General features: G+C 45.9%; 27 protein-coding genes, 1 tRNA gene, 2 pseudogenes and 1 riboswitch. Of the genes and pseudogenes, 16 read left to right on the forward strand and 14 right to left on the reverse strand.

Features of this window, described 5'->3' with window-relative positions:
* Positions 1-39: 39 nt before the first annotated feature.
* Entirely contained in the window at positions 40-390 is a 351-nt protein-coding gene (locus JCM23214_RS17005) for a hypothetical protein (RefSeq protein ID WP_025899992.1), read from the reverse strand.
* A 62-nt stretch (positions 391-452) separates the two neighbouring features.
* On the opposite strand from JCM23214_RS17005, the gene JCM23214_RS17010 reads away from it, so the two are divergent.
* Together JCM23214_RS17010 and JCM23214_RS17015 are read left to right on the forward strand one after the other, a co-directional pair.
* Positions 453-785 (forward strand): response regulator, encoded by a 333-nt coding sequence (locus JCM23214_RS17010; RefSeq protein ID WP_025899993.1) that lies wholly within the window; start codon positions 453-455, stop codon positions 783-785.
* A gap of 107 nt (positions 786-892) precedes the next feature.
* A riboswitch (FMN riboswitch) is annotated at positions 893-1,032 on the forward strand.
* An 85-nt stretch (positions 1,033-1,117) separates the two neighbouring features.
* The gene (locus JCM23214_RS17015) at positions 1,118-1,630 is read left to right on the forward strand and encodes a 6,7-dimethyl-8-ribityllumazine synthase (protein ID WP_025899994.1); all 513 of its coding nucleotides are present in this window, start codon (positions 1,118-1,120) and stop codon (positions 1,628-1,630) included.
* A 2-nt stretch (positions 1,631-1,632) separates the two neighbouring features.
* On the opposite strand, the gene JCM23214_RS17020 is transcribed toward JCM23214_RS17015, so the two are convergent.
* The 6 genes from JCM23214_RS17020 to JCM23214_RS17045 form a co-directional block, all read right to left on the reverse strand.
* A complete protein-coding gene (locus tag JCM23214_RS17020; protein ID WP_025899995.1) occupies positions 1,633-3,174 on the reverse strand; it encodes an AMP-binding protein in 1,542 nt (513 codons plus the stop codon).
* Between the two features lie 33 nt (positions 3,175-3,207).
* Complete coding sequence (locus JCM23214_RS17025) at positions 3,208-4,422, reverse strand: CaiB/BaiF CoA transferase family protein (RefSeq protein ID WP_025899996.1); 1,215 nt, start codon at positions 4,420-4,422, stop codon at positions 3,208-3,210.
* Between the two features lie 10 nt (positions 4,423-4,432).
* The gene (locus tag JCM23214_RS17030; protein ID WP_025899997.1) at positions 4,433-5,599 is read right to left on the reverse strand and encodes an acyl-CoA dehydrogenase family protein; all 1,167 of its coding nucleotides are present in this window, start codon (positions 5,597-5,599) and stop codon (positions 4,433-4,435) included.
* Between the two features lie 166 nt (positions 5,600-5,765).
* Positions 5,766-7,073: a TRAP transporter large permease gene (locus tag JCM23214_RS17035; protein WP_037493879.1), complete on the reverse strand. Its 1,308-nt coding sequence runs from the start codon at positions 7,071-7,073 to the stop codon at positions 5,766-5,768.
* On the reverse strand, positions 7,073-7,744 hold the full coding sequence (locus tag JCM23214_RS17040; RefSeq protein WP_025899999.1) for a TRAP transporter small permease: 672 nt from the start codon (positions 7,742-7,744) through the stop codon (positions 7,073-7,075). Before JCM23214_RS17040 ends, JCM23214_RS17035 begins: the two co-directional genes overlap by 1 nt.
* Before the next feature lie 149 nt (positions 7,745-7,893).
* A complete protein-coding gene (locus JCM23214_RS17045) occupies positions 7,894-8,928 on the reverse strand; it encodes a C4-dicarboxylate TRAP transporter substrate-binding protein (protein ID WP_025900000.1) in 1,035 nt (344 codons plus the stop codon).
* 274 nt (positions 8,929-9,202) lie between these two features.
* Between JCM23214_RS17045 and JCM23214_RS17050 the strand changes: the two genes are divergently transcribed.
* From JCM23214_RS17050 to JCM23214_RS17075, 6 genes are all read left to right on the forward strand, one after another.
* Positions 9,203-9,931, forward strand: a complete 729-nt coding sequence (locus tag JCM23214_RS17050; protein ID WP_159104383.1) for a CbiX/SirB N-terminal domain-containing protein — start codon at positions 9,203-9,205, stop codon at positions 9,929-9,931.
* A gap of 129 nt (positions 9,932-10,060) precedes the next feature.
* Entirely contained in the window at positions 10,061-10,546 is a 486-nt protein-coding gene (locus JCM23214_RS17055; protein ID WP_025900002.1) for a cold-shock protein, read from the forward strand.
* Positions 10,547-10,565: 19 nt separating this feature from the next.
* Positions 10,566-10,784: a DUF3126 family protein gene (locus JCM23214_RS17060; RefSeq protein WP_025900003.1), complete on the forward strand. Its 219-nt coding sequence runs from the start codon at positions 10,566-10,568 to the stop codon at positions 10,782-10,784.
* Positions 10,785-10,884: 100 nt separating this feature from the next.
* Positions 10,885-11,283, forward strand: a complete 399-nt coding sequence (locus tag JCM23214_RS17065; RefSeq protein ID WP_148301925.1) for a hypothetical protein — start codon at positions 10,885-10,887, stop codon at positions 11,281-11,283.
* Between the two features lie 315 nt (positions 11,284-11,598).
* Positions 11,599-12,474, forward strand: a complete 876-nt coding sequence (locus tag JCM23214_RS17070) for an OmpA family protein (RefSeq protein WP_025900005.1) — start codon at positions 11,599-11,601, stop codon at positions 12,472-12,474.
* Positions 12,475-12,526: 52 nt separating this feature from the next.
* Positions 12,527-12,706: a DUF3012 domain-containing protein gene (locus tag JCM23214_RS17075; protein ID WP_025900006.1), complete on the forward strand. Its 180-nt coding sequence runs from the start codon at positions 12,527-12,529 to the stop codon at positions 12,704-12,706.
* A 56-nt stretch (positions 12,707-12,762) separates the two neighbouring features.
* Here the strand turns inward: JCM23214_RS17075 and JCM23214_RS17080 are convergent.
* Positions 12,763-12,839, reverse strand: a tRNA-Arg gene (locus JCM23214_RS17080).
* A gap of 179 nt (positions 12,840-13,018) precedes the next feature.
* Between JCM23214_RS17080 and JCM23214_RS21550 the strand changes: the two genes are divergently transcribed.
* Together JCM23214_RS21550 and JCM23214_RS17090 are read left to right on the forward strand one after the other, a co-directional pair.
* A complete protein-coding gene (locus JCM23214_RS21550) occupies positions 13,019-14,407 on the forward strand; it encodes a methyl-accepting chemotaxis protein (protein WP_037493881.1) in 1,389 nt (462 codons plus the stop codon).
* Positions 14,408-14,639: 232 nt separating this feature from the next.
* Positions 14,640-15,680, forward strand: coding sequence for a porin (locus tag JCM23214_RS17090; RefSeq protein WP_025900007.1), 1,041 nt, complete (start codon positions 14,640-14,642; stop codon positions 15,678-15,680).
* Positions 15,681-15,749: 69 nt separating this feature from the next.
* Here JCM23214_RS17090 and JCM23214_RS17095 read toward each other — a convergent pair whose 3' ends face one another.
* From JCM23214_RS17095 to JCM23214_RS25010, 3 genes are read right to left on the reverse strand one after another with little or no spacing between them, the layout of a single operon-like run.
* Positions 15,750-16,955, reverse strand: a complete 1,206-nt coding sequence (locus JCM23214_RS17095) for an acetyl-CoA acetyltransferase (RefSeq protein WP_025900008.1) — start codon at positions 16,953-16,955, stop codon at positions 15,750-15,752.
* 2 nt (positions 16,956-16,957) lie between these two features.
* A complete protein-coding gene (locus tag JCM23214_RS25005) occupies positions 16,958-17,644 on the reverse strand; it encodes an OB-fold domain-containing protein (protein WP_199899701.1) in 687 nt (228 codons plus the stop codon).
* A complete protein-coding gene (locus tag JCM23214_RS25010; protein ID WP_199899702.1) occupies positions 17,614-18,423 on the reverse strand; it encodes a hydroxymethylglutaryl-CoA synthase family protein in 810 nt (269 codons plus the stop codon). Before JCM23214_RS25010 ends, JCM23214_RS25005 begins: the two co-directional genes overlap by 31 nt.
* Positions 18,424-18,670: 247 nt before the next feature.
* Between JCM23214_RS25010 and JCM23214_RS22860 the strand changes: the two genes are divergently transcribed.
* A complete protein-coding gene (locus JCM23214_RS22860; RefSeq protein ID WP_025900009.1) occupies positions 18,671-19,153 on the forward strand; it encodes a MarR family winged helix-turn-helix transcriptional regulator in 483 nt (160 codons plus the stop codon).
* A 2-nt stretch (positions 19,154-19,155) separates the two neighbouring features.
* Here JCM23214_RS22860 and JCM23214_RS17110 read toward each other — a convergent pair whose 3' ends face one another.
* Positions 19,156-19,611: a MarR family winged helix-turn-helix transcriptional regulator gene (locus JCM23214_RS17110; protein WP_025900010.1), complete on the reverse strand. Its 456-nt coding sequence runs from the start codon at positions 19,609-19,611 to the stop codon at positions 19,156-19,158.
* Positions 19,612-19,708: 97 nt separating this feature from the next.
* On the opposite strand from JCM23214_RS17110, the gene aliB reads away from it, so the two are divergent.
* From aliB to badI, 3 genes and pseudogenes are all read left to right on the forward strand, one after another.
* The gene (gene aliB, locus JCM23214_RS17115; protein WP_025900011.1) at positions 19,709-20,854 is read left to right on the forward strand and encodes a cyclohexanecarboxyl-CoA dehydrogenase; all 1,146 of its coding nucleotides are present in this window, start codon (positions 19,709-19,711) and stop codon (positions 20,852-20,854) included.
* Positions 20,851-21,608 (forward strand): annotated as a pseudogene (locus JCM23214_RS21565) (glucose 1-dehydrogenase). Before aliB ends, JCM23214_RS21565 begins: the two are co-directional and overlap by 4 nt.
* A gap of 14 nt (positions 21,609-21,622) precedes the next feature.
* A pseudogene (gene badI, locus JCM23214_RS21570) lies at positions 21,623-22,404 on the forward strand (2-ketocyclohexanecarboxyl-CoA hydrolase).
* Between the two features lie 62 nt (positions 22,405-22,466).
* Here the strand turns inward: badI and JCM23214_RS21575 are convergent.
* Positions 22,467-23,324 carry an alpha/beta hydrolase family protein gene (locus tag JCM23214_RS21575; protein WP_199899704.1) on the reverse strand — a complete coding sequence of 286 codons (858 nt, stop codon included), beginning with the start codon at positions 23,322-23,324 and terminating at the stop codon, positions 22,467-22,469.
* Positions 23,325-23,342: 18 nt separating this feature from the next.
* Positions 23,343-23,801, reverse strand: a complete 459-nt coding sequence (locus JCM23214_RS17135) for a MarR family winged helix-turn-helix transcriptional regulator (RefSeq protein WP_025900012.1) — start codon at positions 23,799-23,801, stop codon at positions 23,343-23,345.
* A gap of 177 nt (positions 23,802-23,978) precedes the next feature.
* Here JCM23214_RS17135 and JCM23214_RS17140 point away from each other — a divergent pair, with 177 nt between their 5' ends.
* Positions 23,979-24,620 (forward strand): rhomboid family intramembrane serine protease, encoded by a 642-nt coding sequence (locus JCM23214_RS17140; protein WP_159104384.1) that lies wholly within the window; start codon positions 23,979-23,981, stop codon positions 24,618-24,620.
* An 80-nt stretch (positions 24,621-24,700) separates the two neighbouring features.
* A complete protein-coding gene (locus JCM23214_RS17145; RefSeq protein ID WP_025900014.1) occupies positions 24,701-25,162 on the forward strand; it encodes a YHS domain-containing (seleno)protein in 462 nt (153 codons plus the stop codon).
* Positions 25,163-25,171: the final 9 nt, after the last annotated feature.

The raw sequence follows: 25,171 nt of genomic DNA on the forward strand, positions 1-25,171 counted from the left end.
AAATAGGAACTTATATAGACAGAAACAAATATTAACTGCCTAATTTCCCCACCCCGGATATGTAATAATTAGATCAGCCACAAGCTCTCTGTTGTTTCGGTCCATTGAGTGAAGCAGTTTGGGGAAGGAGCCGATTCCTTCTGCAAAGATACGATCAGCTTCTCTACCGTTCCAAAGTGCAACCAACAGAATTAGCATGCGCCTTTGCGCATGGGATAACTTTAAACCGCCAGCTGAATCCCGATCTTTTTCAATCTCTTTTATATCGGGTGCTATTTCGAAGTGATTTGTTAACCTGTCTAGGTCACTATCTTTAGGAGTAAAGTAACGTTCGAGCTGATTGTATGTGATCGCCGCTTTTAGGGTTTCTGTAAAATCTTCCTCGTGCAAAGCTTGATACCTTTATGATTCGAGCAATATAGTAGTAGATGTAAACATTTGTATTTTAGGCAATGAGTGAAAAGCGCGCATTAATAATCGACGACGAAAAACTATTTGCTGACTTTGTGAAGCAGGTAGCTGAAGGCATGGGATATGATGTGCGGGTAACCGACCAGGCCGATACCTTCAAGGAAACTTTCAAAAATTTTGATCCAACCGTTATTATACTTGATATGGTCATGCCGGGCGTTGAAGGAATTGAGCTGGTTAATTGGCTAGCTGAAGTCGGGTGTTCCGCAAAGATTATGGTGGTTACGGGTTACAATCCCAATTATGTTGATTTTGCAAAAACCATTGGTAGCGCCCGTGGTCTTTCTTCAGTCCAAAGTTATACCAACCTATAAGTCTGGCTGATTTAAGGGAAGCCTTGTCGTAGAGCCGCCCTCAAGTGGCTTGCTTTTCAAAAAACACTGTGAAATTATGATCGCAATATTGCGCTCGACTGCGAGCGGAATGTTCTCAGGGCAGGGTGAAAGTCCCTACCGGCGGTGAAAGCAAATGCTTAAGCCCGCGAGCGCTCAATGATTGAGGTCAGCAGATTTGGTGTAAATCCAAAGCCGACGGTTACAGTCCGGATGAAAGAGAACATGATAATCTCACTCGTGACAGAGATGTCTCGTTGAGGATTAATGTTTTGCCTTGAGTTTTTGATGATTTTTGAAACTGAGGCAAAAAAATGAACGAAAAGAATAATTCCGACAGTCTTCATTCAGCGGTCAAGAACTCAACTCGTAAAATTGCTGTTATTCAGGCGAACTGGCACATAGATATTGTATCGAATGCCACTGGATCCTTTATTCAGGATCTCGTGAAAGCCGGTTTGACTGAACAGAGAATTGATGTGATTGATGTCCCTGGAAGTCTGGAAATTCCTTTAATGGCGCAAAAGCTTGCTAAGAGTAATTCGCATGATTTGATTATGGCGACCGGTCTCATAGTTGATGGTGGTATTTACCGTCATGATTTTGTCTCCAGAACAGTGCTGGATGGTATGATGAGAGTGCAGCTGGATACAGAAGTTCCGGTGCTCTCTGTTGTGCTAACACCGCACAATTTCCAAGAGGTGCCAGCACATATGGAGTTTTTTGCAAATCACTTTGTTCAGAAAGGGCAAGAAGCGGCAAAGGCTGCCATTCAAACTTTGAATACATTCGCTACCCTTCAACAGCCTGATCGTCTGGCTTCGTGATTTTAAATTATTTTGCTTTCGTGGTCTTTCCAGTATCGATCACGTAGCAGCCTTTTATACAGCTTTCCCGTCGGATGGCGGGGAAGCTGTTCCATAAAATTAAGTGACTTTGGACATTTGATGGGACTTAAATGATCACGGCAGTAAGTGATGAGCTCTTCTGCCAATCGGTCATTTGCGATTGACATATTTACAGGTTGAACGACAGCTTTAACCTCCTCACCAAAATCCGCATTGGGGATGCCAAAGACAGCGACATCATAAACAGCGGGGTGATTGATGAGATGATCTTCTATTTCTTGGGGGTATATGTTGACGCCACCGGAAATGATCATAAAACTTTTACGATCCGTGAGATACAGATATCCGTCTTCATCCAAATAACCAATATCTCCAAGCGTGCTCCAACCCTTTTCATTATAGCTTTCAGCGGTTTTTTCCGGATCGTTGTGGTACTCAAAATCCTTTCCATCGGAAAAGTAGATTGTACCGGTTTCATTGGGTGGCAGTTCTTGTCCAAAATCATTGACGATATGAATAACGCCAATGACGGCTTTACCAACTGTACCGGGGTGTTCCAGCCATTCCTGGGGTCCGGTTGTACAATATCCGTTTCCTTCCGTGCCACCGTAATATTCATAGATAATTGGTCCCCACCATTCGAGCATTTGCCGTTTAATTTTTTCCGGGCAGGGGGCGGCTGCATGAATGGCAACTTTAAGGGAACTGACATCATACTGGTTACGAATTTCTTCAGGCAGCTTAAGCATGCGGACAAACATCGTCGGAACCAGTTGAGTGTGTGTAATTTTATACTTCTGAACCAGTTCCAGATAGGTTTCAGGATCAAATTTCTCCATAATCACGCATGTGCCGCCAAAACGTTGGACACGCATGTTATATCGAAGTGGTGCCGCGTGATAGAGCGGAGCCGGAGACAGATACACGACATCATTGTCAAAACTGTAGAGGGCTTTCAGGATATTGTACAAGTTATCTTCAGAGCCAATCGGATTTCCAATTTCCACCGGTTTCACGCCCTTGGGGCGCCCTGTTGTTCCCGATGAATAAAGCATGTCCGCGCCTTCACATTCGTCCTCAAGAGGCGTGATTGGATATCGTTCCGTTTCCTGTTCATAACTTGAAAAGCCTTCCGTGGTGCCATTCATCATCAGGCATTGGCGAACTGTTCTCAGGAGAGGTTTGATCTCTGTCGCTGTTTTTTCAAGATATGTTGAGGTAATAAATAGCTCTGCACCACAATCATTAATGATATACGCAGCTTCTTCCGCGGAGAGTCTGGAAGAAATGGCGGTGTAATACAAACCTGCTCTTTGTGCCCCCCAACAGAGTTCGTGAAAGCGGTTATTATTTTCAAGAAAGAACGCGATGTGGTCGCCGATTTTCAGCCCCTGAGCACGCAAAAACTGGGCAACCTGATTAGATCGCTCATCTAGCTGTTGGTAGGTTATTACCTCGCCTGTGCTGGCCATTATTACCGCAGCTTTATCTGGCTGAGATTTTGCAAAATCTCTTATATGCATCGCTTCCCCCCATTTTCCAACGCCAGGGTGGCATCAGGCAGTTTTTATTGCTTTGCTCTTAATTAGGTTATTGATTGTATCTTCTGGAACACCAGACTCAATAAGTACTTCTTTCGAATGTTCACCCAACAGGGGTGGGTGACGGCGTATGCTGCCCGGTGTTTGCGAAAACTGAGTTGGTATGCCGGTGAAACGCAGCCTTCCCTCAGTAGGGTGCTCCATTTCATGCCAGAAGTTGGTCGCGACCAGATGTGGATCGGAAATGAGATCACTCGCAGTATTAATCGGGACTGCAGGAATTCCGGCTTCGTCTAGCATTGATAGCCACTCTTCAGCAGTGCGTGTTTCGATTATGTCAGAGAGAATAGAATACAGTTCATCAATGTTTGCCAATCTTTTGGAAATGCTGCAAAAGCGGGGGTCCTGCATGAGCTCGGGTCGCTCGGCCAGATCAAAAAACGCTTTCCACTGTTTGTCGACATAGGGCAACACGCCAATCATTTTGTTATCCTTGGTCTTGTATGGATGGCGCGTCGGAGAAGTGGCTCGTGGGTATCCTGCTGTTCCCTGCGGGGGAATAAAATGTTCTCCATAAATATGTTCCAGCATGTGAAATTGGACCATAGTCTCGAACATAGGGACTTTGACTTCTTGTCCTCTGCCTGTCCGCTCTTTGTGAAAGAGCGCCATTGTGATCGCATAAACGACAGTCAGACCGGTTGCTTTGTCGGCTAATACAGTAGGCATATAGGATGGCCGTCCGACCAGATCGCTTTGGGTTGCGGCAATTCCACTTACGCCCTGAATCATATCGTCATAAGCAGGCTTGTTCGCATAAGGACCATCCTGTGAAAACCCAAATGCACCGCAATAAATGATACCCGGATTTATTTTTTTAACTTCTTCGTAACTGAGGCCTAGCCGATTAACTGCGGAAGGGCGCATGTTGTGAACAAAAACGTCTACAGTTTTCAGAAATTCGACAAAAGCTGCTTTGCCGTCTTTATTTTTCAGGTCAATGGACAGGCTTCGTTTATTTCGGTTTGCATGCATGTATACAGCGGCCATGCCTTCTGAATGACGGGGCCCGATATCACGCGTTGTATCACCATCCAAGCCTTCTATTTTTATGACGTCAGCACCGTGATCTGCCAGAATTTGTGTCGCAAAAGGCCCGAGCAGGACGGAAGTTAAGTCCGCGATTTTTACCCCACTTAAAGGGCCGTCGCTTTGAGAATGTGTGTTCATGGCTGGCCTATTAGTATGATTTTGGCAGGCCGAGAGCCTTTTCCGCAATGTAGCACAGAATTAATTGTGGGCTGATTGGGGCAATACGGCAAATCATGACTTCGCGCATTAATCTTTCCACTGTAAATTCTTTGGCATAACCTACGCCACCGTGAGTGAGAACAGCTTGCTGGCAGGCCTTAAACCCTGCTTCGCCGCCCATATATTTGGCGGCATTCGCATATGTTCCGCATTCTTGTCCACTATCGTAAAGATAAGCAGCCTTCATTGCCATCAACATGGCAGCTTCCAATTCCATCCAGTTTTCAGCCAGTGGATGCTGGATGGACTGATTTTGCCCAATTGGCCTGCCGAATACCTCACGGTCTTTGGCATATTTTGTTGCTCTGGCCAGGGCGTTCATGCCAACGCCGGCACCCTCGGCACCGATAAGAACTCTTTCTGGATTAAGGCTATGAAGCAGGTAATAAAACCCTTTACCCTCTTCCCCAACGAGATCTTCTTTTGGGATCGGCAGGTCATTAATAAAGACTTCGTTTGAGTCTACAGCTTTTCGCCCCATTTTTTCGATGACACGGACATCACAATGTTCGCGGTTCAAGTCGGTATAGAAGATGGACAATCCATCGGTGGGTTTCTTGCACTCTTCGATTGGTGTTGTCCTTGCAAGAAGCATTATTTTGTCTGCTTCTTGTCCAGTTGTTGTCCACATTTTTTGCCCGTTGGCAATGTAGTGGTCTTTATTCCACACAGCCTTTGTCTGGATCGCAGAAGTGTTAAGGCCGGAATTAGGTTCGGTTACACCAAAACAGGTTTTGATCTTCCCTTGGATCAGATCAGGTAACCATCGTTCTTTTTGTTCCTGATTACCAAATACGACAATAGGATGCGGACCAAAAATATTTATATGAATTGCGGAGGCTGCAGACATGCCACCAGGTGACTTGGCAACCTCATGCATCATTATAGCGGCCTCTGTCACACCTAGATTGGCGCCACCAAACTCCTCAGGCATTGTAATGCCGAGCCAGCCAGCATCAGCCATGGCTTTGTGAAATTCGTGCGGAAATTCACCCGTACGATCATGGTCGTGCCAATATTCATCATTAAAACGTGCGCAAAGTCCGGCCACGTTATCCCGAATTGAGAGCTGATCATCAGTTAATGAAAAGTCCATTTTTTGGTCCTTTTTATTTTTATTTTTATGAAGCTACACTGCACGAACTCAGCTCAGCGATCAAGCTTTCCTAGTGAAAATTGACGATATTTCGGATTAAATTCTTATATCTGAACAAAAAAGGCCCGCATTTTACTGCGGGCCTTTTCTTTTTTGATAGTTTGGCTTAGTTCAGCATTGTTTGTGGTAACCACAGAATGAGCGATGGGAACGCTATAAACAGTGCCACCGTCAAAATATCTGCTACAAAAAACGGACCGATCCCTCGGAAAACATCCGCAAGCGGAATATCAGGCCGGACACCGTTTACGACATAGCAGTTCAATCCAATTGGTGGTGTGATGAGGCAAATCTCAACCATTTTCACAACGATAATTCCAAACCAGATAGGATCATAGCCAAGGCCAATAACTGCTGGATACACAACTGGCAGAGTTAGCAGCAGCATGCCAATTGCGTCCATGAACATACCTAAAATGGCATAGCCGCACAGAATGAGCAGAATGGTTACAGTTGGCGGGAATGGTAACCCAAGGATCCATTCAGCAAAAGCTTCTGGTAAGCCAGAGAAGCCGAGAAAACGAACGAATACCAAAACACCCCAGATAATCGAGAAGATCATAACACTGAGTTTGGCAGTTTCAAATAAGGCTTCTTTTAATTGCTTGGTTCTCATCCCGTGAGCAAATGCAAGGATCAGAACAACAAAAGCTCCGAGTGCACCGGCTTCTGTGGGAGTTGCCCATCCACCGTAAATCGCGCTGAAGATAATGCCAATTACAGCCACGATAGGTAATGTTCCGGGTAAGGATTTTACCCGTTCAGCCATTGTAAAGCCGCGAACTGGTGGTCCTAGCTTGGGATTAACCGTTGCACGCCCCATAATAATGAACGCGTATATGAGCGCTGATACGATGCCAGGAATGAAGCCTGCCAACAATAATGCGCCCACGGATTGTTCAACGATAATGGCGTAAATAACCAGAATAGCACTAGGCGGTATGAGTGACGCAAGCGTACCGCCAGCAGCAACAACACCCGCAGCTAGCCTGCGATCATAACCCGCGCGCAACATTTCCGGGATGGCGACGCGGCTGAATACCGCTGCTGTAGCAGTACTCGCACCGGAGACCGCTGCAAAACCTGCAGCAGCAAAAACCGATGCCACAGCGAGGCCACCGGGAACCCAGCCAATCCATTTCTTTGCCGCATCAAAGGCGGCGGTTGTAATACCTGCGTGAAATGCCAAATAACCGATCAGGATAAACATTGGCAAAACGCTTAGCGAATATAGTGTGGATTTGGAATGTGGAATTGTTCCAACGATGCCGGTACCCGCATCCCATCCAATGATGGATACTATGCCGATCATACCTACAACTGTGGCGGCGATATAAACCCGGACACCCAGGAAAACCATTAGCATCAGGGCGCCCATACCGATAATGCCGGTAACTAGAGGATCGAGTTCCATTATTTTTTCCCCCCGGATTTACGGTACGATTTGTCAAATTCTGCTTCTTTGGCGGCTTCTTCTCCCAATGCATCGGCAATCTCATGCCGAGCCTGTTCCTCCACATCTTCGATCACGGGAATAGCGACAATTGGGGCGTTTGGATAAATGAACATGCGTCCGAAACCAACCGCCTGAATGGCAAAGCGGATCCATAAGACACCAAAGGCTAGCGGAATTATCAGCTTTGCGGGCCAGATAGGCAGGCCGATATCAATCGTAGAGTCGCCAAAATCATAAGCTCTTTCAAAGTGAAGCCAGCTTTTCTGGATGAGTACGGTTATGACAAAAAGACCAACGAGCGTTGCTAGAAACTCAAAGAAGTACAGCGTGCGACCGTTGAATTTTGCCATAAACAGATCCATACGGACATGACCACCTAAGCGTTGACAATAGGCAATACCAAAAAAGGCAAAAATCACCATGCTTTGTTCGATGAAGTCGATATAGCCGTAAATCGGCATATCCAGTAATTTTCTGCCAAGTACTTGCGACACGCCGAGGATCATGACGATAAAAATTGCCGTAGCCGAGAAACCGTTAAGAAAGTTTTCCAGTTTAGAAAACCAGAAATCAAATTTGCCAAGTAGCCCTGTCGGCGGCTCTTGAGGAGAAACTGAGTGTGTTATCATTGACTATCTCTCTAGAAAGAGGAACCAATAAGCTCCAGTTGGAGCCGTTTGTATTTCTTCTAACTTCTTAGTGGTTAGATTTATTTGGAATTTCCACGAAAAAGGGGCCGGTAGCGTGAAAGCTATACCGGCCCCACATTCATCACCTATTACTGTTTGGCAGTTGTCAGGATCAGGTCAAGCAACTCCTGACCATTAATGTCTTTTTCAGCCATTTCCTTGATCCAGTCGTCCCATACGGGTTTCGCGCCAACTTTACGAAACTCGTCCAGTTCAGCGTCAGTGTATTTGATCGACTGAAGACCTTTTTCCTTCATGAGAGGAAAGTTTTTGGCATCTGCTTTTTCGTAAGCCACGAACAGGGACTCATAAGCAGGTGTTTTGGCTTCTTCCAGAAGGGTTTTGTACTGGTCAGGCAATTCATTGTAGGCTGGAATGTTTACCACAACTGGACAGTTGTTCGCTCCTGGGCTCAGGTTTGAAGTGTGCCATTTACCAATATCTGTGAGTTTATAGGCAACATGCGCATAAGTGAATGGGAATGACGCTGCATCAACAGTGCCACGCTCCAATGATGTGTAAACTTCAGAGGCAGTAACAGTCGTTGGAATTGCGCCAAGTTTTGTCATCGCTTTACCGATGCCGCCAAGGGCACGTACACGCATACCTTTCCAGTCATCCAGTGTCAGTGGTGGCTTACCAACACCCGTAAATTCATACTGTGGCAGCAAAGAGCTCATCAGGAGTTTGGCATTCCAGCGAGCGAGATCTTTTTCTACAGCAGGATGTGCGTAGTAAGCTTCATGCACTTTCGCTTGGGTGCGAAGGTTGGGGAACGGTAAGAATGGCAGGTCAAGACCGCTCAGAGTTGGGTTTTTGTCTGGATGGTATGCAGAGCAGAACATTGCCATCTGGAATGCTCCCAAGGAAATACCGTCCAGATTCTCTCTGGATTTGGACAGCGCTTCACCGTAGTGAATCTTAATTTTGAATTTTCCGCCAGTCCGTTCGTCCACATATTTGGAAATTTCTTCAATGCCGGCTGTAAACGCCCGCTGCTTTCCCCAAACAGACAAATTCCATTTTACTGATGGTCCATCAACCATTTCCGCTGCTGATGCGCCAAATGCGAAGCCAGCAACAGTCGTAGCCGCAGCAATAGACAAAACAGTCTTTTTAAGCATATTTCTACTCCCTGTATTTGTTAGTGTTTCTTGTTATTTTTCCTGAGACTAAAGCATGGTTTTAGCCTCAATTCAACTAGTTGTTCCTCTATCTCAAATAATTTCGCCTATAATTTCTCTTGTAACGGATAATAGTTGAGTTTTATACACGCAAGATATGGTGGTGAGAGCTGCTGAAGGTTGCAGTTTGGAATATTTTTCAGGAAGCCCATTTACCGATCTTTTGTAACTCTTTATGGTGAGTTTTATGCAACCATCCAGGCCCACGTTGATATTGATCGGTCATGGCTCTACTACAAGCGAAAGAGCCAAAATCGCTATTGAAGAGCATGCAGAAACCCTACGTCTTAGTCCTCGATTTGGAAAAGTGCAAACGTATTATTTAATGGATGAGGCTGCTAAACCGATCATTCCTGCTGGCGAGAGCTTTCTGTTGCCGTTTTTCATGAGTGAAGGGTATTTTGTCAAAAAACGAATACCTCAACTTTTTGCGCTGGAAGATTTCAAATATCTGGATGAAACGCATCAAATTTATCAGTGTGATTCTTTAGGAGTTGATCCTGAGCTTGCTGAAATCTTGAATCAAATGGCCAAGGAATGTGTGTACGAGAATGAATTGAGTATTGGTAAAACTGCTTTTCTACTGATCGCACATGGCTCTGAGAAAAACTCTGCATCGGCGGAAGCGGCATATTATCAGCGTGACCAGCTTGGCGAAATTGCAAAAACCCAGAACCTCGGGGTTGCATTTTTAGAGCAATCACCTTCGATTGCTCAGGAATTGTCCAGATTGGCGGAAGCGGTGGATGCCATAGTATGCCTGGGTTTATTCGCCGCAGAGGGGCCTCATGCGATTGAGGATGTACCTTCTGAGATCGAAACTTGGTCGGAAAATAATAACCGTACAAAAGTTTATTATCAGGGACCTGTTGGTGTGCGTAGTGAAATTGTAAGACTTGTACAAAATAGTGTAAGTCGACGTGCGCACGGATTCCAGTCCTGATACAGCAACGCATCGCTTGCAATTTTGGCACTGCGTCGGGAATTTCGAAAAGAATACACGGAATTGATTGAGATTCTCTTCCTTTTTATGTATTGCAGGGGGAGAAATTACTAAAGAGGTCCTTATTGGATGGTTGATCGCAAGCCCGCTAAAGCTGTTAAGAAAAAAATTGCAGCAACAGTAAAATTTTTTGATGAGAGTAAAGGATTTGGTTTTGTCTCTCCCTCGGATGGCTCACCAGATGCTTTTATTCATATTTCAGTGTTGCAGGACACGTCATACACCGAACTTGCTGAAGGTATGCGTATAGTTGTCGATCTAAGCGCGGGAGATCGTGGAGCACAGGTGTCGGCCATTTATGAGCCGGAAGAAGGTGAAGTGGCGGCACCTGCTGGTCAGGATGTGGAAGTTGAAGGCGTCGTGACGGAATTTGTAGAAGAACACAATTACGGTTTGATCTCTCCCGATGGTGGCGGCAAAAAAATCTTCTTCCATGTTAATATGCTGGAGAGATCAGAGGTCGATATGGAGAAGTTCGGTGTTGATGCGAAAGTGCGCTGTGTCGTAAGACAGGGTATCAAAGGCCCAATTGCTGACAGCCTGGAACTTCTGTGAAACGGGATAGGAAGACGATATGACAAGAACTGAAACCTTGCGTGTGCAGCGCTATCTCCGTGAAAAGTTTGCGAATGATTCCTTCGTGGTTAAAGAGAGACGCCCATCTGACGGGACTGCGGAAGTCATGTTGGACGATGAGTTTATTGGTGTCGTCTATCGTGACGAGGATGAGGGGGAAGTTTCTTTCGCATTTCATATGACGATACTGGATATCGATTTGCCCGAAACATCTTAAGTTCCAACCCAACTAAAGTGTATTGAACCTGATTTGCGCGCAAATCAGGTTTTTTTGTTTTTATTAACCGATCCACTCTACTGTTTAGGCTATGATTGCGTTGTTAAGAATTATAGCTCTTGCCTTACTCACGATATTTGCGGAGGCAATTTCAAATCCGGCTTCTGCGGAGAAATTTATCCTCATTGATGTCACCGGCGATAAAACAGAAAAAATTTCTGGAGATTGCTATTTATTGCGACGTAACGGTCAACTCGCGCGGCAAAGACTACAAAGTAAAGTCCCCACCCGTTTCTGGCTGCCAACAAGTGCGGTGCGGTGCAATTTTGAAAAGTCAGATGCGGTATTGCCGGTGACTGTCACCATTATCAGAAATGGAGAAGTGGAGTACAGGCTGACCAGTCGCCCTCCTTTTAAATGGATGGTTTTTCGTTCATCTGGTCCTTGGGGGCTTGCGGAAGGTAATTCATATCCGACCAGACCAGCTTTTCACCCTTGAGGAAAAATTAGCAATTAACCGAACTGGTAAATAATTGTCACAATCGCGCTATGTTTAGAGATTATCGGTGGATTCAAGTGTCCCATTTCGAGGAATTGATGTCTGGACGGTCAAAAAATGCTACATTTTTGTCACTTAACATTGAAATATAGTCCAGCCGGATTACATTGACTCCAAGTATTCGGGATGAATAACTATTAGAGTATTAGAAATATATTCTATATTTATGTCTGCCGTGATTTCCGTAAGGGGTATGCCGGTAGAAAATGCTGAGGCTCTTTTTGAGTGCTTTTACTCAATTATTAGGGGAGAGATATGAAAAAGTTAATTACCTTTGCTGTATTTGGTGCAGCGTCCGTGACGCTTGCAGCTTGCGGTGGAAAACTTGGTGAGGCGGAAATGATGACAGCTTCCGGGTCAGCATTTTCTCAAGCGCTTTACAATGATTATATCACATTATCACGCGGTGAATATGGTGAAGGTGACTATACAGACGCCGACCGTTTCGCCGTTAAGGCAATGTCTGCAGCACGGGGTAATGATGTTGCGCCTTATAATCCTGGTGAATGGAAAATTCCGGAAGATCGTGTGCCCGTGTTAACCGGCGCGTATAACCGCTTGGTAGCGGCCCTGAACGGTACAGCAAAAGACAAGGCGACAGTTCAACTTGCTCGCGCACAAACCAGCTTTGATTGTTGGGTTCAGGAGCAGGAAGAAAACTTCCAGCCTGATCATATTGCTGCCTGCCGTGACGCATTTGTAGCTGCGATGGCGGATGTCGATAAAATGACTATGGTGGCAAAGCCAGCTCCTGCACCAGCGCCTGCGCCAGCGAAGAAGGAAATGGTAGCAGAAGCCAAAACATGGGAAGTTCTATTCCATTTTGACAGCACCAGTATGTTACCAGGCTCAAAAGCTAAGGTTAAGGAAGCTGTAGATTACGTGAGTAATTTCAAGCGTCCTCGTGTGACAATTGCTGGCTATACGGACACTTCCGGGTCCGCAGAATATAATGCCGCACTTTCTGAAAGACGTTCTGAAGCGCTTGCATTAATGGCAATGGATATGGGGCTTGACCCAAAAAACGTAATTATGCGCAGCTACGGTGAGGATAGAACTGCTGTCCCGACCGGCGATGGGGTTAAGAAACAGGAAAACCGCCGCGCTACAATTACTATTGAAAGTAAATAATATCGGTTGGGGAGCGGTAGAACCGCTCCCCAAATTATTCAAAGGAACCTGAATGAAATCAGTAGCCAAAATTGTTTGCACCGGATTTTCAGTTGTGATGCTTTCTTTCGCTGTTTCTGCCTGTTCGCCTGAAGTGGGCAGTAAAGAATGGTGTGAGGATATCAAGGAAAAAGGCGCAGAGAATGTAACCGCCAAAGAGGCGGCAGATTTTGCGAAACATTGCGTATTGTAATGATAAATTCGTTCATATTTAAATACAAAAAACCGGCTCTTGAGCCGGTTTTTTAATGGTGACCCCGGCAGGACTCGAACCTGCTACCCCCAGATTAGGAATCTGGTGCTCTATCCTGATGAGCTACGGGGCCAGTGTTGTTTCTGATACAACAATCATTGCGATATTGACAATAGAATAATAACAGCTTCCCCAGATCGGATTGAGACTGAAGAACAGAATTTTAATTTAACTAAAGATTTACCTAATTTATGCATTTTGGAGGCTTGTTATCAGGGCATGTGAAAATTTAATCGGGGGTGAGAATAGAGAATGTCAAGCGAACAGAGAGACATAGTCGCGGAAATTGCATCTCGAACTGGCGGGCTTGGAGTTACGGCTGCAGATATTGCAGGGCAGATTTCAGAAGTTCATGGCAGAAGTCAGCAACAAAACTCCATTATAACTGATCTTATTTCTGCTGTTCAGGAGATGGTCTCCACCAATAGCAGTATTGAGGATACAGTTCTAAAAACCAAAGAGGCGACGTCTTCTGCGAGTAATGATGTTCAATCCTCTCAGAAAAATATTCAAAACGCTGTTGAAAATATTTTTGCCCTTGTAAAGGGTGTCCAGAGTATGGAGCAGCAATTAACCAGTTTGAGCGCAGCACTAGAAAGTGTTGCCAAAGTGGCGGCAGGCATTGAAGGCATTGCGAGCCAAACTAACCTGCTCGCGCTCAATGCGACAATCGAAGCTGCTCGCGCAGGAGAGGCAGGTAAAGGGTTTGCTGTTGTGGCAAGTGAGGTGAAAAGTCTTGCTGATGAAACAAGAAAAGCGACAGTTGAGATTACAGATACAGTAAATGAACTGACAGGTCAGGTGACTTCTCTGCAGAGCGAGAGTGAGGTCAACACTGCTAAGGCGGAAAGTGTGCAGGAGGGGACCACCAGCATTTCGGAGATATTCGAAGCTTTGCGGGTAAATCTGGACCAGATCGATTTGAACGTTGGTAATATTGCGTCTGTGGCTGAGAAAAATCAGCAGCAATGTGACTCTGTTGCTGCGCGCATGACTGACCTGATAGAGGGAAATGAAAAGACGTCGAAAAATTTGGCTGTAGCTGATGAGGCCGCAAATGGATTGTTGAAAGTCAGCGAAACATTAATCGAATTATTGGCGAATAGTGATCATGAGACTGAAGACAGTCGATTTATTGCATTAGTGAAAGAAAAGTCAGCCCGTATATCTGAAATTTTCGAGCAGGCTGTAGATAGTGGAAAGCTTTCAATGGAGGATTTGTTCGATGAAGAATACAAGCCCATAGAAGGAACCGACCCTGTTCAGGTTTTAACAACATTTACGCTGTTTACCGATGAAGTCCTACCTTCAATTCAGGAGCCAGTGTTGGAGTTCGATCCGGCAGTTGTATTTTGCGCAGCGGTGGATCGGAACGGTTATCTCCCGACACATAACCTGAAATTTGCGCAGCCTCAGCGTCCGGGAGAGCCTGACTGGAATATGGGTAACTCCCGGAACCGTAGAATTTTTGATGATCGTACTGGTATTGCCGCTGCTAAAAATCAAAAACCGATTCTACTGCAAACCTACCGGCGTGATATGGGGGGCGGAGTGTTTGCAACCATGAAAGACTTAAGCGCGCCCATCGTGGTTAAAGGAAGGCATTGGGGTGGACTGAGGTTGGCCTATAAACCTTTGTAATTATTAGACTCATTTCTAAAATCGTGTCTTTTTCGTAACAGTATGTTGTTGCGTTAAATTTTGTAATCGCGCGCACGTTTTTTCTTTTTCTTTATAGGCTCTTTTTTGTTTTGTGATGCTCGTCACTATCTCCGGACGGGCGCATGCGTCTAAAACCTAACCAGTTGAAAAAAATCAACTAATCTTGGTTCACTCACTTACAGTTTTGCCATTCGGCAAAATGGAGATTTAAATGAAAAAATTGATTCTGGGCACGAGCGCGATCGTGGCAGCTTCAACGCTAGCAGCGACCCCCACCGTTGCAGCTGAGAAGATAAAACTGGGTTTGAGCGGTTATTTACAAACCTCTTTTGTTGTTGCTGATTATGACAATGGTGATCAGCTGCCAACAGATATTCGTCACGAAGGTGAAGTTCATTTCACTGGTGAAACAACACTAGATAATGGACTTACATTTGGTGTCAACATCCAGCTCGAAGCTCGTCAGGATAACGATCAGGTTGATGAGACCTACATGTATGTAGAAGGTGCATTTGGTCGTATCAACGTCGGTTCAGAAAACTCTGCTGCCTATTTGATGCATTATGCATCACCATCACCAGTACCGGCATGGAGCTTGAACGATCCAAATGCGGAAGCTGGTGGATTTGAAACACCTGCCACATCTGCAACAGAAGTAAGCGATGCGGATAAAATTACTTACTTTACGCCTCGTTTCAGCGGATTCCAGCTTGGTGTATCCTACACTCCTGATGGAGACGAGGAAACAGGCACAGCTTCTCCTTACGCCATCATTGCAGACGAAGGTGCTGAAGATGAGGCGTACTCTATCGGTGCAAACTATTCCGGTAAAATCGGTTCCGTTGCGTTGAATGCTTCATTAGGATATGACTTGATCACTCGCAGCACGTCAGACGACACAGATGAAATCACCGGTGGTTTCAATGTTGGGTTTGGCGGATTTGTCGTTGGCGCTGGATATAAATTCACGGATAATGATGATGGCACTGATGACAGAGAACGTCATGATTACAATGTTGGTGTGACATACGGCCAAGGTCCGTGGAAAGTTGGTGTCCAGTATGCAGGTATCGATCTTGATGACGCTGCCGATGGTCATCTCGATGCGGTCGTAGTCGGTGGACAGTATGTTCTGGGCCCAGGCATTACTGCATTTGGTGGTGTGCAGTTCTTTGAAGGTGAAGACGATCTCGAAGGTGATGGCGGCGAAAACGCAACGGTCTTCTTCGTAGGTACAGCACTGACTTTCTAAGTGTTTGACTACATTGACTTTGAAAAGCCCGGGGAATATCCGGGCTTTTCTTTTTTCAACATTTGCTGACTAAGCGCCTTCACGCCCAACAATGGTTAGTGAGCAGACATTTTGATGAGGGAAGCCGCCAAGATTATGTGTCATTCCAAACACTGGGTCGTCCTCCCGTTGGCGTTCACCCGCTCGGCCGCTCAATTGAAGATACATTTCATAGATCATACGAATGCCTGATGCACCGATTGGATGCCCAAAACATTTCAATCCACCATCAATTTGGCAGGGGATCTTGCCGTCAGCATCATAGAAACCGTCCATAATATCGTTTACAGCACGTCCTTCCGAAGAAATGAAAAGATCCTCCATCGTCACCAGTTCGGTAATTGAGAAGCAATCATGCACTTCAAACATACTGATTTGCTCGCGTGGGTTTGTGATGCCTGCTTCCTGATAGGCGCGTTTGGCTGCCGCGCGTGTCGTTACGAAGTGACTGCCATCCCAGGAATTATGTTGTGCTTCGCGTCCATTTGAAGCGGATAGTTGCATTGCTTTTACCGTCACCAGGTCTTTTTTACCCAGTGATTTAGCAATCTCGGGGGTTGTGACAATTGCAACAGCGGAACCATCGCTTACACCGCAGCAGTCAAAAAGCCCAAGAGGTTCAGCAATCATCGGCGCATTCATAACTTTGTCTTCGTCGATTTTGTTACGCAGATGGGCTTTAGGGTTTTTTGAACCGTTTTCATGGCTTTTGACCGATACATGTGCCATCGCACGTTTCAAGTCTTTTGCGTTGATTTTATGCTTGGCCGCATATGCAGAAGCAAGTTGCGCAAAAGAACCTGGTGCCGATGCATTGGCCCAGAATAAATCATTTACTGCACCACGACTTCGCTGTGGAAGCCCGCCATATCCTGTGTCTTTAAGTTTTTCTACGCCAACTGCCATCGCAATGTCAGCCGCACCTGATGCGACAGCATAGACCGCTCCGCGCAGTGCTTCTGATCCACTGGCACAGTAGTTTTCGACGCGAGTAACTGGAATATTGGGCAGACGCAGAGCCATCGAGAGAGGAACGGCTGATTTTCCAACATGTTGTTCTTCGATGCCAGTGCCGAACCACGCTGCATCGATTTGACTTTTATCTATTCCTGCATCTTCAATTGCTTCTACGAAGGCTTCGACAATCAAGTCCTCAGCATTGTCATTCCATCTCTCGCCAAAGCGTGAGCAACCCATCCCCAAAATTGCAACTTTATCTTTAATTCCTGTAGCCATTTTTATTCTCCTGCATTTGTGTCCACAGGGACAGCTTTCCAAAAGTAGCGCCGAAACCCGCGTTTATTGTCGTAATCTTTAACTCTGAACACCATGCGCATTTTCATGCCAACAGTGAGTTCGTCGTCGGGGAAAATGTCAGTAAAATCATTCATTAGACGCCCACCACCTTCGAACTGGATCATGCCATAATAGGCTGGCGGATCTGGCGAGAAAGTCAAGCGGTCTGCGGTATAGGAATTAAGAGTTGCCGTTTTTTCCGCGAAGGGGTGATCTTTCTGGGTGTCAATTGCGCCGCAGTTTTCATTCACGCAAATGTTGCTTTTTGGAAACTGTATTGTGCCGCAGTTGCTGCATTCACCACCGACCATCCGCTGGGCCATAAATCTGTTGCGATAATGGGTTGTAAGGCCAGTATTTTTGTCGACTTCTGCGCGGATGCCCAGATCCATTTCAATGCCTTCATTAAAAGCAAGGAAACGATTGTAATTTGTCACTTTCCGACCTTTAGCGAGGGAGGCGCTAACACCAGCTTGACCGCTGAATTCATTAATTACCTCTGTCACTTCGAACAAAAGTGCGTCACTGCCTTGCCCAAAACTGGCGACGAGAATTTTGTCCCCTGCTTTGGCTGTTTCAAGGGCATGGGCAAGCATGATTAAGGACTGTGCGCTGCCAGCTTCCCCCATGTTCGATTGTAGTTGTCGGCAACTGCATCAGGGGAGATGCCAACTTTTTTTGCAAGACCTGTTGCAACATTTCTGGCGGCTACTGGGAAGCAAAAAGTTGTGATTTCTTCTGCTTTCAGATTGGCTTTAGCAAGCGCGCCTTCGATCGCGGTTGGCACAATTTTCATGTAGCCTTCATCGCGAATCCAGCGCTCTTCCCAAGTGTAGTCGTACTGTTCCTCTTCGCCGCGGAAATGGTCCACAAAATCGACACTTTCCGTGTGGCTGCCGATCAAGCGGGCAATTATGTTCCCCGAACCAATTAAAAATGCGGCGGCCCCATCACCGGTTGTCATCTCGAGCGCGCTGCCAGCTTTCGTTTTTCGTTTTTCCGCAGCGCAGAGGAGTATCGGTCCATTGTTTGCCCCTGCAGCCTGCAAGGCGACACTCAAGCCAGATGTGCCAGCGCGCATGGAAGAAGAAAAATCAAGCGTTTGAACTGAGCTTCTCAAATTCAAGGCATCCGCCACAATTGCCGCATTTTGTCGATCCAGAAAGGGAAAGGTTGTTGATGCCATATAGACACCTGAAATGGTGTCTCTGTCCATCGACTGAAGACAGCCACGAGCCGCCTCTACTGACATAGTTACGCTATCTTCGTCCCAATTTGCCATTGACCTTTCACCGCGTGCTAAGCCTTTTAGCCCGGGGTTAAACCATGCGTGCGCTTTGAAAATTTCTTCGCGCTGCAATCTGCTTTTGGGAATATATCCGCCATAAGCAAGAATTCCGACTTCCACATTTACCTCCTTTAACGGTAACTTTTATCGTTGGCACGGACCTGTGATTTGTATCCGTGCCTGCTGGACTCATTGACCTGGGTTCTTGGTTGTTATTTTTTCAGGTTTGCATCCAAATAGCCTGTTTAAATTAACTTTCTTGTAATTAATAAGCAAGCTAATTATATACATGCGACATATTTAAGCACGGATGCGTTGCACTGAAATTATGGGGCGCTATAGTGTGCTAAAAAGTGAGAGATAGAACATGGATTATACTGATCATCGGGCCGGATTTGTGTTTGCGGATATTGCGCGGTTCAGAGTTCGTCTGTTTGATCGGCTACTGGCGCCGCATGGACTTACTACTTCTCAGGCTTGGGTCTTGGCTCATTTGTTTATCGAAGACAATTTACCGCAGACCGAATTGGCCAGGCGCATGGATGTTGGCGCGGTGACAATTGGCGGGTTGATTGAGCGGCTGGAAGCTCGTGGTTTTGTGGAACGAAAAGTTGACTCAGAAGACAGGCGGGTGAAAAGAGTTCTGCTGAAAGAAGAAGCAAAAAGTATCGGACGCATCATGGCGGAATGTGGACGCACCTTAAATGAAGTTGCTTTTTCAGGAATGGAAGCTGAAAAGGCTAAAGCTGTAATGGATGGTTTGCTGTCCGTTCGGCAAAATTTATTAGATGCTCTGGCTGAAGACACAGATATCAAGAGTGCGACAGATATTTTGCTGAGCAAAAAATAGAATTACTGTTTGTTTTTGTCCATCATATGCATGCTCTCTCCCAGTTTGTTGAGATAATGGGCGAAAGAAATTCGGTCATCCGGGGAAAAATTTCGCAACGCTTCGTCATAAAACTTGTTAATTAAAGGGGTGATATTGCCCCAGAGTTCGTGACCTTTTTCACTCAAACAAATATACCGCTTGCGCTGATCCTGATCATCGACGGTACGGGAAATCAATCCGCGCTCCTCAAGCCGCTTGAGTACGCCGGTCAGGTTTTGCCGGCTCAAGCGTAAATATTCGCACAGTTCTGAGACGGTCATACCTTTTTGGACGCTGGTTCGGGACAAAGCTCCAAGGATTGACCATTGCTGTGTTGTTATCTGTTCCGACTCAAGTGCCTGTGCACCAACTTTTTGTAGGGTGTTGGCGGTTTGGTAAAGTCGAAAAAACAACCTATTGCTTAATTCATCTATCATAATGGCTTATTATAAGGGATAAATCGAAATAAACAATCAATACATTGACATAAATTCGTAATTGCGAAATGCTGAAAAAAAGTATGGGAGAGGGTTTATGCATTTCGCAATGAACGAAGAACAGCAATTAATTGTGGATGCTGCAAAGCAGTTTGCAGATCAAAAACTTGCGCCAGGCTACCAGCAAAGAGATCGTGAAGGGGTATTTGATCGGCGCCTGACAGAACAGATGGGCGAATTGGGCTTTGTCGCGCCAGAGCAATCCGTTGAGTTCGGGGGGAGTGGGATATCCTATCTTACCAGTGGTATGGTGATGGAGGCGATCGCATCAGCGGATTTCAACATGGCCTATGTGCAGTTGCTTGCTTCGCTGAATACACAAATCTTGGCAAGATATGCAGTTCCGGAACTCGCGAAACATTGGATTCCTCAAATTTGCAGTGGGAATATTATTTTAGGTGTTGCTCTTACTGAGCCCGGTGGTGGTTCGGATGCCGCAAACCTACAGCTTCGAGCAGAAAAAACTGAAGGAGGTTATCTCCTTGTCGGTGAAAAGGCATCTATTTCAATGTCTGATCAGGCAGATTTAATGATTGTCTTTGCACGTACCGGTGCCAAAGATAGCCGGGCAAGGGGAGTGAGTGCGTTTCTGGTCGAAATGGATAGCCCCAACATTACTACTTCGCGATATGATGATCTGGGGCAGCGATGTGTTGGCAGAGGGTCCATTTATTTTGATAAGGTCTTTGTGCCGGAGAAAAATCGGCTGGGTAGTGAAAATCGAGCTTTTTCCCAAGTGATGGAGGGCTTTGATTTCAGTCGGGCTCTTATCGGGTTACAGTGCCTTGCAGTTGCCGAACAGTCTTTGGGCGAAGCCTGGAAGTATAGTCAGGAACGCGAAGCATTTGGCAAGCCAATAAGTGTCAATCAGGGTGTCGTTTTTCCCCTTGCCGAAGCTCAAACTCAGTTAGAGGCTGCAAAATTACTTTGTTACAAGACACTTTGGCTAAAGGATCAGGGGAAGCCACATACAGCAGAAGCTGCCATGTGCAAATGGTGGCCCCCCAAACTGGCGTTTGAAATTATCCATCAATGTTTGTTGACACATGGCCATGGTGGCTACGCGCGAGATTACCCGTTTGAACAGAGATTGAGAGATGTTCTCGGTCTGCAAATCGGGGATGGAACTGCGCAAATAATGAAAATGATAATCGCAAGAGAAAAGTTGGGAGAGTATCAATGAAAGGGCTCAAGGGCAAAAATGCAATCGTGACTGGTGCTGGAGGCGGACTTGGAACTGCAATATCACAACGCCTGGCGGAAGCGGGATGTTCTGTTGGCATTTTCGATTTAAATGCAGAAGCGGCTCGATCAACTGCTCGGTCAATTGGGGAAAAGGCTTCCGCTCATACAGTCGATATATCCGATCTTGATGCAGTCAAAAAAGCGGTAGCAGAATTTGAGGAAAAAGTCGGCCCAGTAGATATTCTGGTGAATAATGCAGGTTGGGACAAGGTCGGAAATTTTCTGGAAACAGACAAAGCGCTGTGGGAGAAAATTGTCGCTATTAATCTTTGGGGACCGCTGCATGTCACCCATACGGTTGCGCAAGGTATGACCGCGCGCGGAAAAGGCAAAATCATCACAATTGCATCTGATGCTGCTCGCGTCGGCTCAAGCGGCGAGGGGGTCTATTCCGCATGTAAGGGCGGAATGGTTGCTTTTTCAAAAACGCTTGCCCGTGAACTGGCACGCAAGAATATCAATGTGAATGTTGTTTGCCCGGGGCCCTCTGATACACCGATCTTAAATGACTTTGTTGGTGAAGGAGAGGTCGGGCAGAAAATATATGAAGGTCTAAAACGAGCGATCCCGTTCAAGCGCCTTGGTCAACCCGAGGATTTTGGAGGCATCGTCGCGTTTTTGGCGAGTGACGAGGCAGATTACATTACAGGCAGGTAATAAGTGTCTCTGGTGGTTTAACAATGGCGGGATAAGAAAGGAAAATAACATGTCATACGAAGATATTTTATACGAAGAAAGAAACGGGGCGGCATGGATAACAATAAACCGCCCAGAAGTTTACAATGCGTTTCGAGGGCAGACCGTTGAAGAAATGATTCATGCAATGAACGAGGCTGCATGGAATAAGGAAATTGGTGTAATTGTTCTTGCCGGTGCAGGTGATAAAGCTTTTTGCACGGGGGGCGATCAATCTGCGCATGATGGCCAATATGATGGCCGTGGTATTATCGGTCTTCCTATTGATGAGTTGCAAAGTCTCATTCGTGATGTTCCCAAACCTATTATTGCGCGCGTGCAGGGGTTTGCGATTGGTGGTGGAAATGTGCTGGCAACGTTATGTGATTTTACGATTGCTTCTGAAAAAGCCCAGTTTGGACAAGTAGGGCCAAAAGTAGGTCCGTGGATCCAGGGTTTGGTACTGCTTATCTAGCCCGAATAGTGGGGGAGAAAAAAGCTCGGGAAATGTGGTATTTGTGCCGTCGCTATAGCGCGAGCGAAGCTGAGCGTATGGGGTTGGTAAATAAAGTTGTGTCGCATGAAGAGCTGGATGCCGAGGTGGAGCGCTGGTGTTCTGAGATAATGGAGAAAAGCCCCACAGCGATTTCCATCGCAAAGAAATCCTTTAATCTGGATTCAGAAAATATTCGGGCTATTTCCTCTATGGGTATGCAGGCTTTAAGTCTGTATTACGATACAGATGAATCGCGAGAGGGAGTCGCTGCATTTAACGAAAAGCGAAAACCGGATTTCAGAAAATTCACCAAATAGAACTGCTTGCCAAATATTGGCGAAGATGAGTTGCCAGCCCTGAGAGCAGGGCTGGCAGATATTCACTTATCTCTCCAGCCAGTCCCAAATTTCCTGCCAAAGTTTTTCCCGGCCTTTTCTAAAAGCGCCTCATGTCCAATCCGTTTAACGCCAAAATCACTTGGTTTTTTGAATATGGTTTCCTTTGGGGCGTTGGGGTAGGTAACCAGTACATCTTTGGATGACCGTGGGGTGGCGATAGGGTCGTCCGTAAAAATCCAGGACCTGATCGGGCTTTGGACTTCTTCAAAATGTCCGGCAGGTAAGCGTTTGTTCAGTTCATTTCTAAAATAGTGTTTTTTATGGCTCCATCGCCGCCAGGTTTTAAACACATCTGGTGGCAACGCGGCTCCTTTCCATCCGCCAACTGGTTTAATATAACCCCAACGGGCCAGGCTAAAGCTGCCGAGCAGCCACCAGAAATACATGGAAGCAGGTAAATTGGATTTATGATGACCGCCAAAATATCCCGTTCCCACACTGACAAAGGCGTTTTTATTTATGAGATGCTGTTTATCAACAAATCCAAGAAAATGCCCTCCCACACTATGAGCTATATGATTGAGTGGGAGATTGGTAGCCTCAGCATTTAAAAATGCCAGTGCTGCTGATTGATCTTTAGCCCAGTCGATCAACTGAATGTTTGATTTGGCAATGTTCTCTGGGGCTGATTCACCAATGCCTCTGTAGTCAAATATGAGAACCATCGCCCCTTTTTCAGCCAGAAATTCAGCGATGCCAGCGTAAAATTGACGCGGGAATCCAGTTCCTGCCGAGACAAGAATTTTTTGCGTAGGATTCTGTGAAGATATTATATCTCCTTTCAATTCCCAATTGTCTTCTGTGGGAAAGGATACGGTTTTTTTTGTAACATCAGTCATAATGGATCTGCCTTGCTTTTATTTGTTTTTAGGATCCAGTGCCACGATGGCATCTGCATTTTGGGCGACATGTTCAAGGAAACGGTGAATTGTTCGCTGTTCTGCTTCTGAAAAGGGGGCAAGCAGATGTTCGTTAAAGTGTTTCACATAAGGCAGGCTGCGATTTACGATTTCCCGCCCCTTATCTTCGATAAAAATATTGATGACCCGGCCGTCGGGTGATGACATGGAGCGCCGAACCAGGCCTTGATCACACATTCGATCGACAAGTCCGGTGAGGCTCGATTTTCCCATTGAGAGGGTTTTTGCAACCGCGCTAATTGCCTGACCATCTTTTTGAGAAAGGACAAAAAGAACCGCTTGCTGTGTTGTTGATAGCCCCAACTCAGCTTTCGTCCGGGCGTCTGCCGCCCGAAAGAGTGCGGTATGAGCTTTTTGTAGTTGATGAAATATACGGGGTGGTTTTGCTTTGCTCATTAAATTAATCCATATGCGAACTATTTTAGTTCGTATATGAACTAAAATAATCGGTCAAGGATATTATGTGGTTTGGGGATGGTAAATTCAGGTTACATTGTTGTTGTGTGAGCTAACCACAGTTTATATGTGTCATAAGGCGATTGAATATGAACGCGATATACAGGGTGAATGATTGTGAGTGATAGTGAAGAAAAGGCTTTTAACGCGCCTCCGGTAACCAAGTATCTGGTTGCCATGTTGATACTAGTTCATATCTTGCTGCTGGTGACCGACACTGAAACCCTGAATTGGGTTTATCAGACCCTTGCCTTCAGTATCGATAATACCGCTTTGCTACTCCAGACCGGTGAGGGTAGTTTTGGCAAGTTCTTTTTTACGCTTACCAGCCACATGTTTTTGCACCATGACTTCATGCATCTGTTGTTAAATGCGTTTATGCTACTGGCTTTTGGTGCCATGGTGGAACGATATTATGGACTGCATGCCTTTATCATAGTGTTCTTGGCCAGTGGTTGGCTGGGGGCAATGGGAGAGTACTTCGTTTCTTCAGACACAGGTGGATTTTTATATGGAGCCTCTGGTGCTGTGTTTGGAATGATGGGGGCGACCATGCTTCTGATGCTACCGCGATTTGGATTGCAAAAAATTATCGGATTTGCAGCTGTGATGATGGGGCTGAATCTGGTCATAGGCCTAACACCACTTGGGACTTTGCTAACAGGGGGAGATGCAAGCATATCCTGGGCCGCTCATTTGGTTGGCTTTATCATAGGCGCCTGTCTGTCCGTGCTGTTTAAGCCAACTGTGCGTGATTGAATAACCGTTCACGATACTGTCATGAGTATGTGAGGTCGTTTTAGGTTACTTTTTTGGCTTGGAAAAGAAGGAGGTGACCAATGCGCGAATTTTCAAGACTTGTGATGTTGGGCTTGTTGATTTGTTTACCGTACGTGCAGGCAAACGCGAATGATCATGCGGGGCCATATAGAAGCAGTTTTCTTGGGACCGCTGCAGAAGGTTATGATGTTGTTGCTTATTTTACACTTGGAAAAGCGGTTGAGGGAAAGTCCGAATTTTCTCATGAATGGCAAGATGTGACCTGGCATTTTTCATCTGCAGAGCATAGAGATCAGTTTGCAGCGGATCCGCTTGCATATGCACCGAAATATGGAGGTTATTGTGCATACGCCGTATCACAAGGATACACAGCGGGCATAGATCCGTTGGCTTGGACGATTGTCGATGGAAAACTCTATTTAAATTATTCGAAAAGCGTGCAGTCAACTTGGGCAAAAGATATTTCCGGGTATATAGCTTCGGCGGAGCAAAAATGGCCTCAGATTCGTTCAGGCCTATAGCATATACAG

This window comes from Sneathiella glossodoripedis JCM 23214 (genome assembly GCF_000616095.1).
GTDB lineage: Bacteria > Pseudomonadota > Alphaproteobacteria > Sneathiellales > Sneathiellaceae > Sneathiella > Sneathiella glossodoripedis.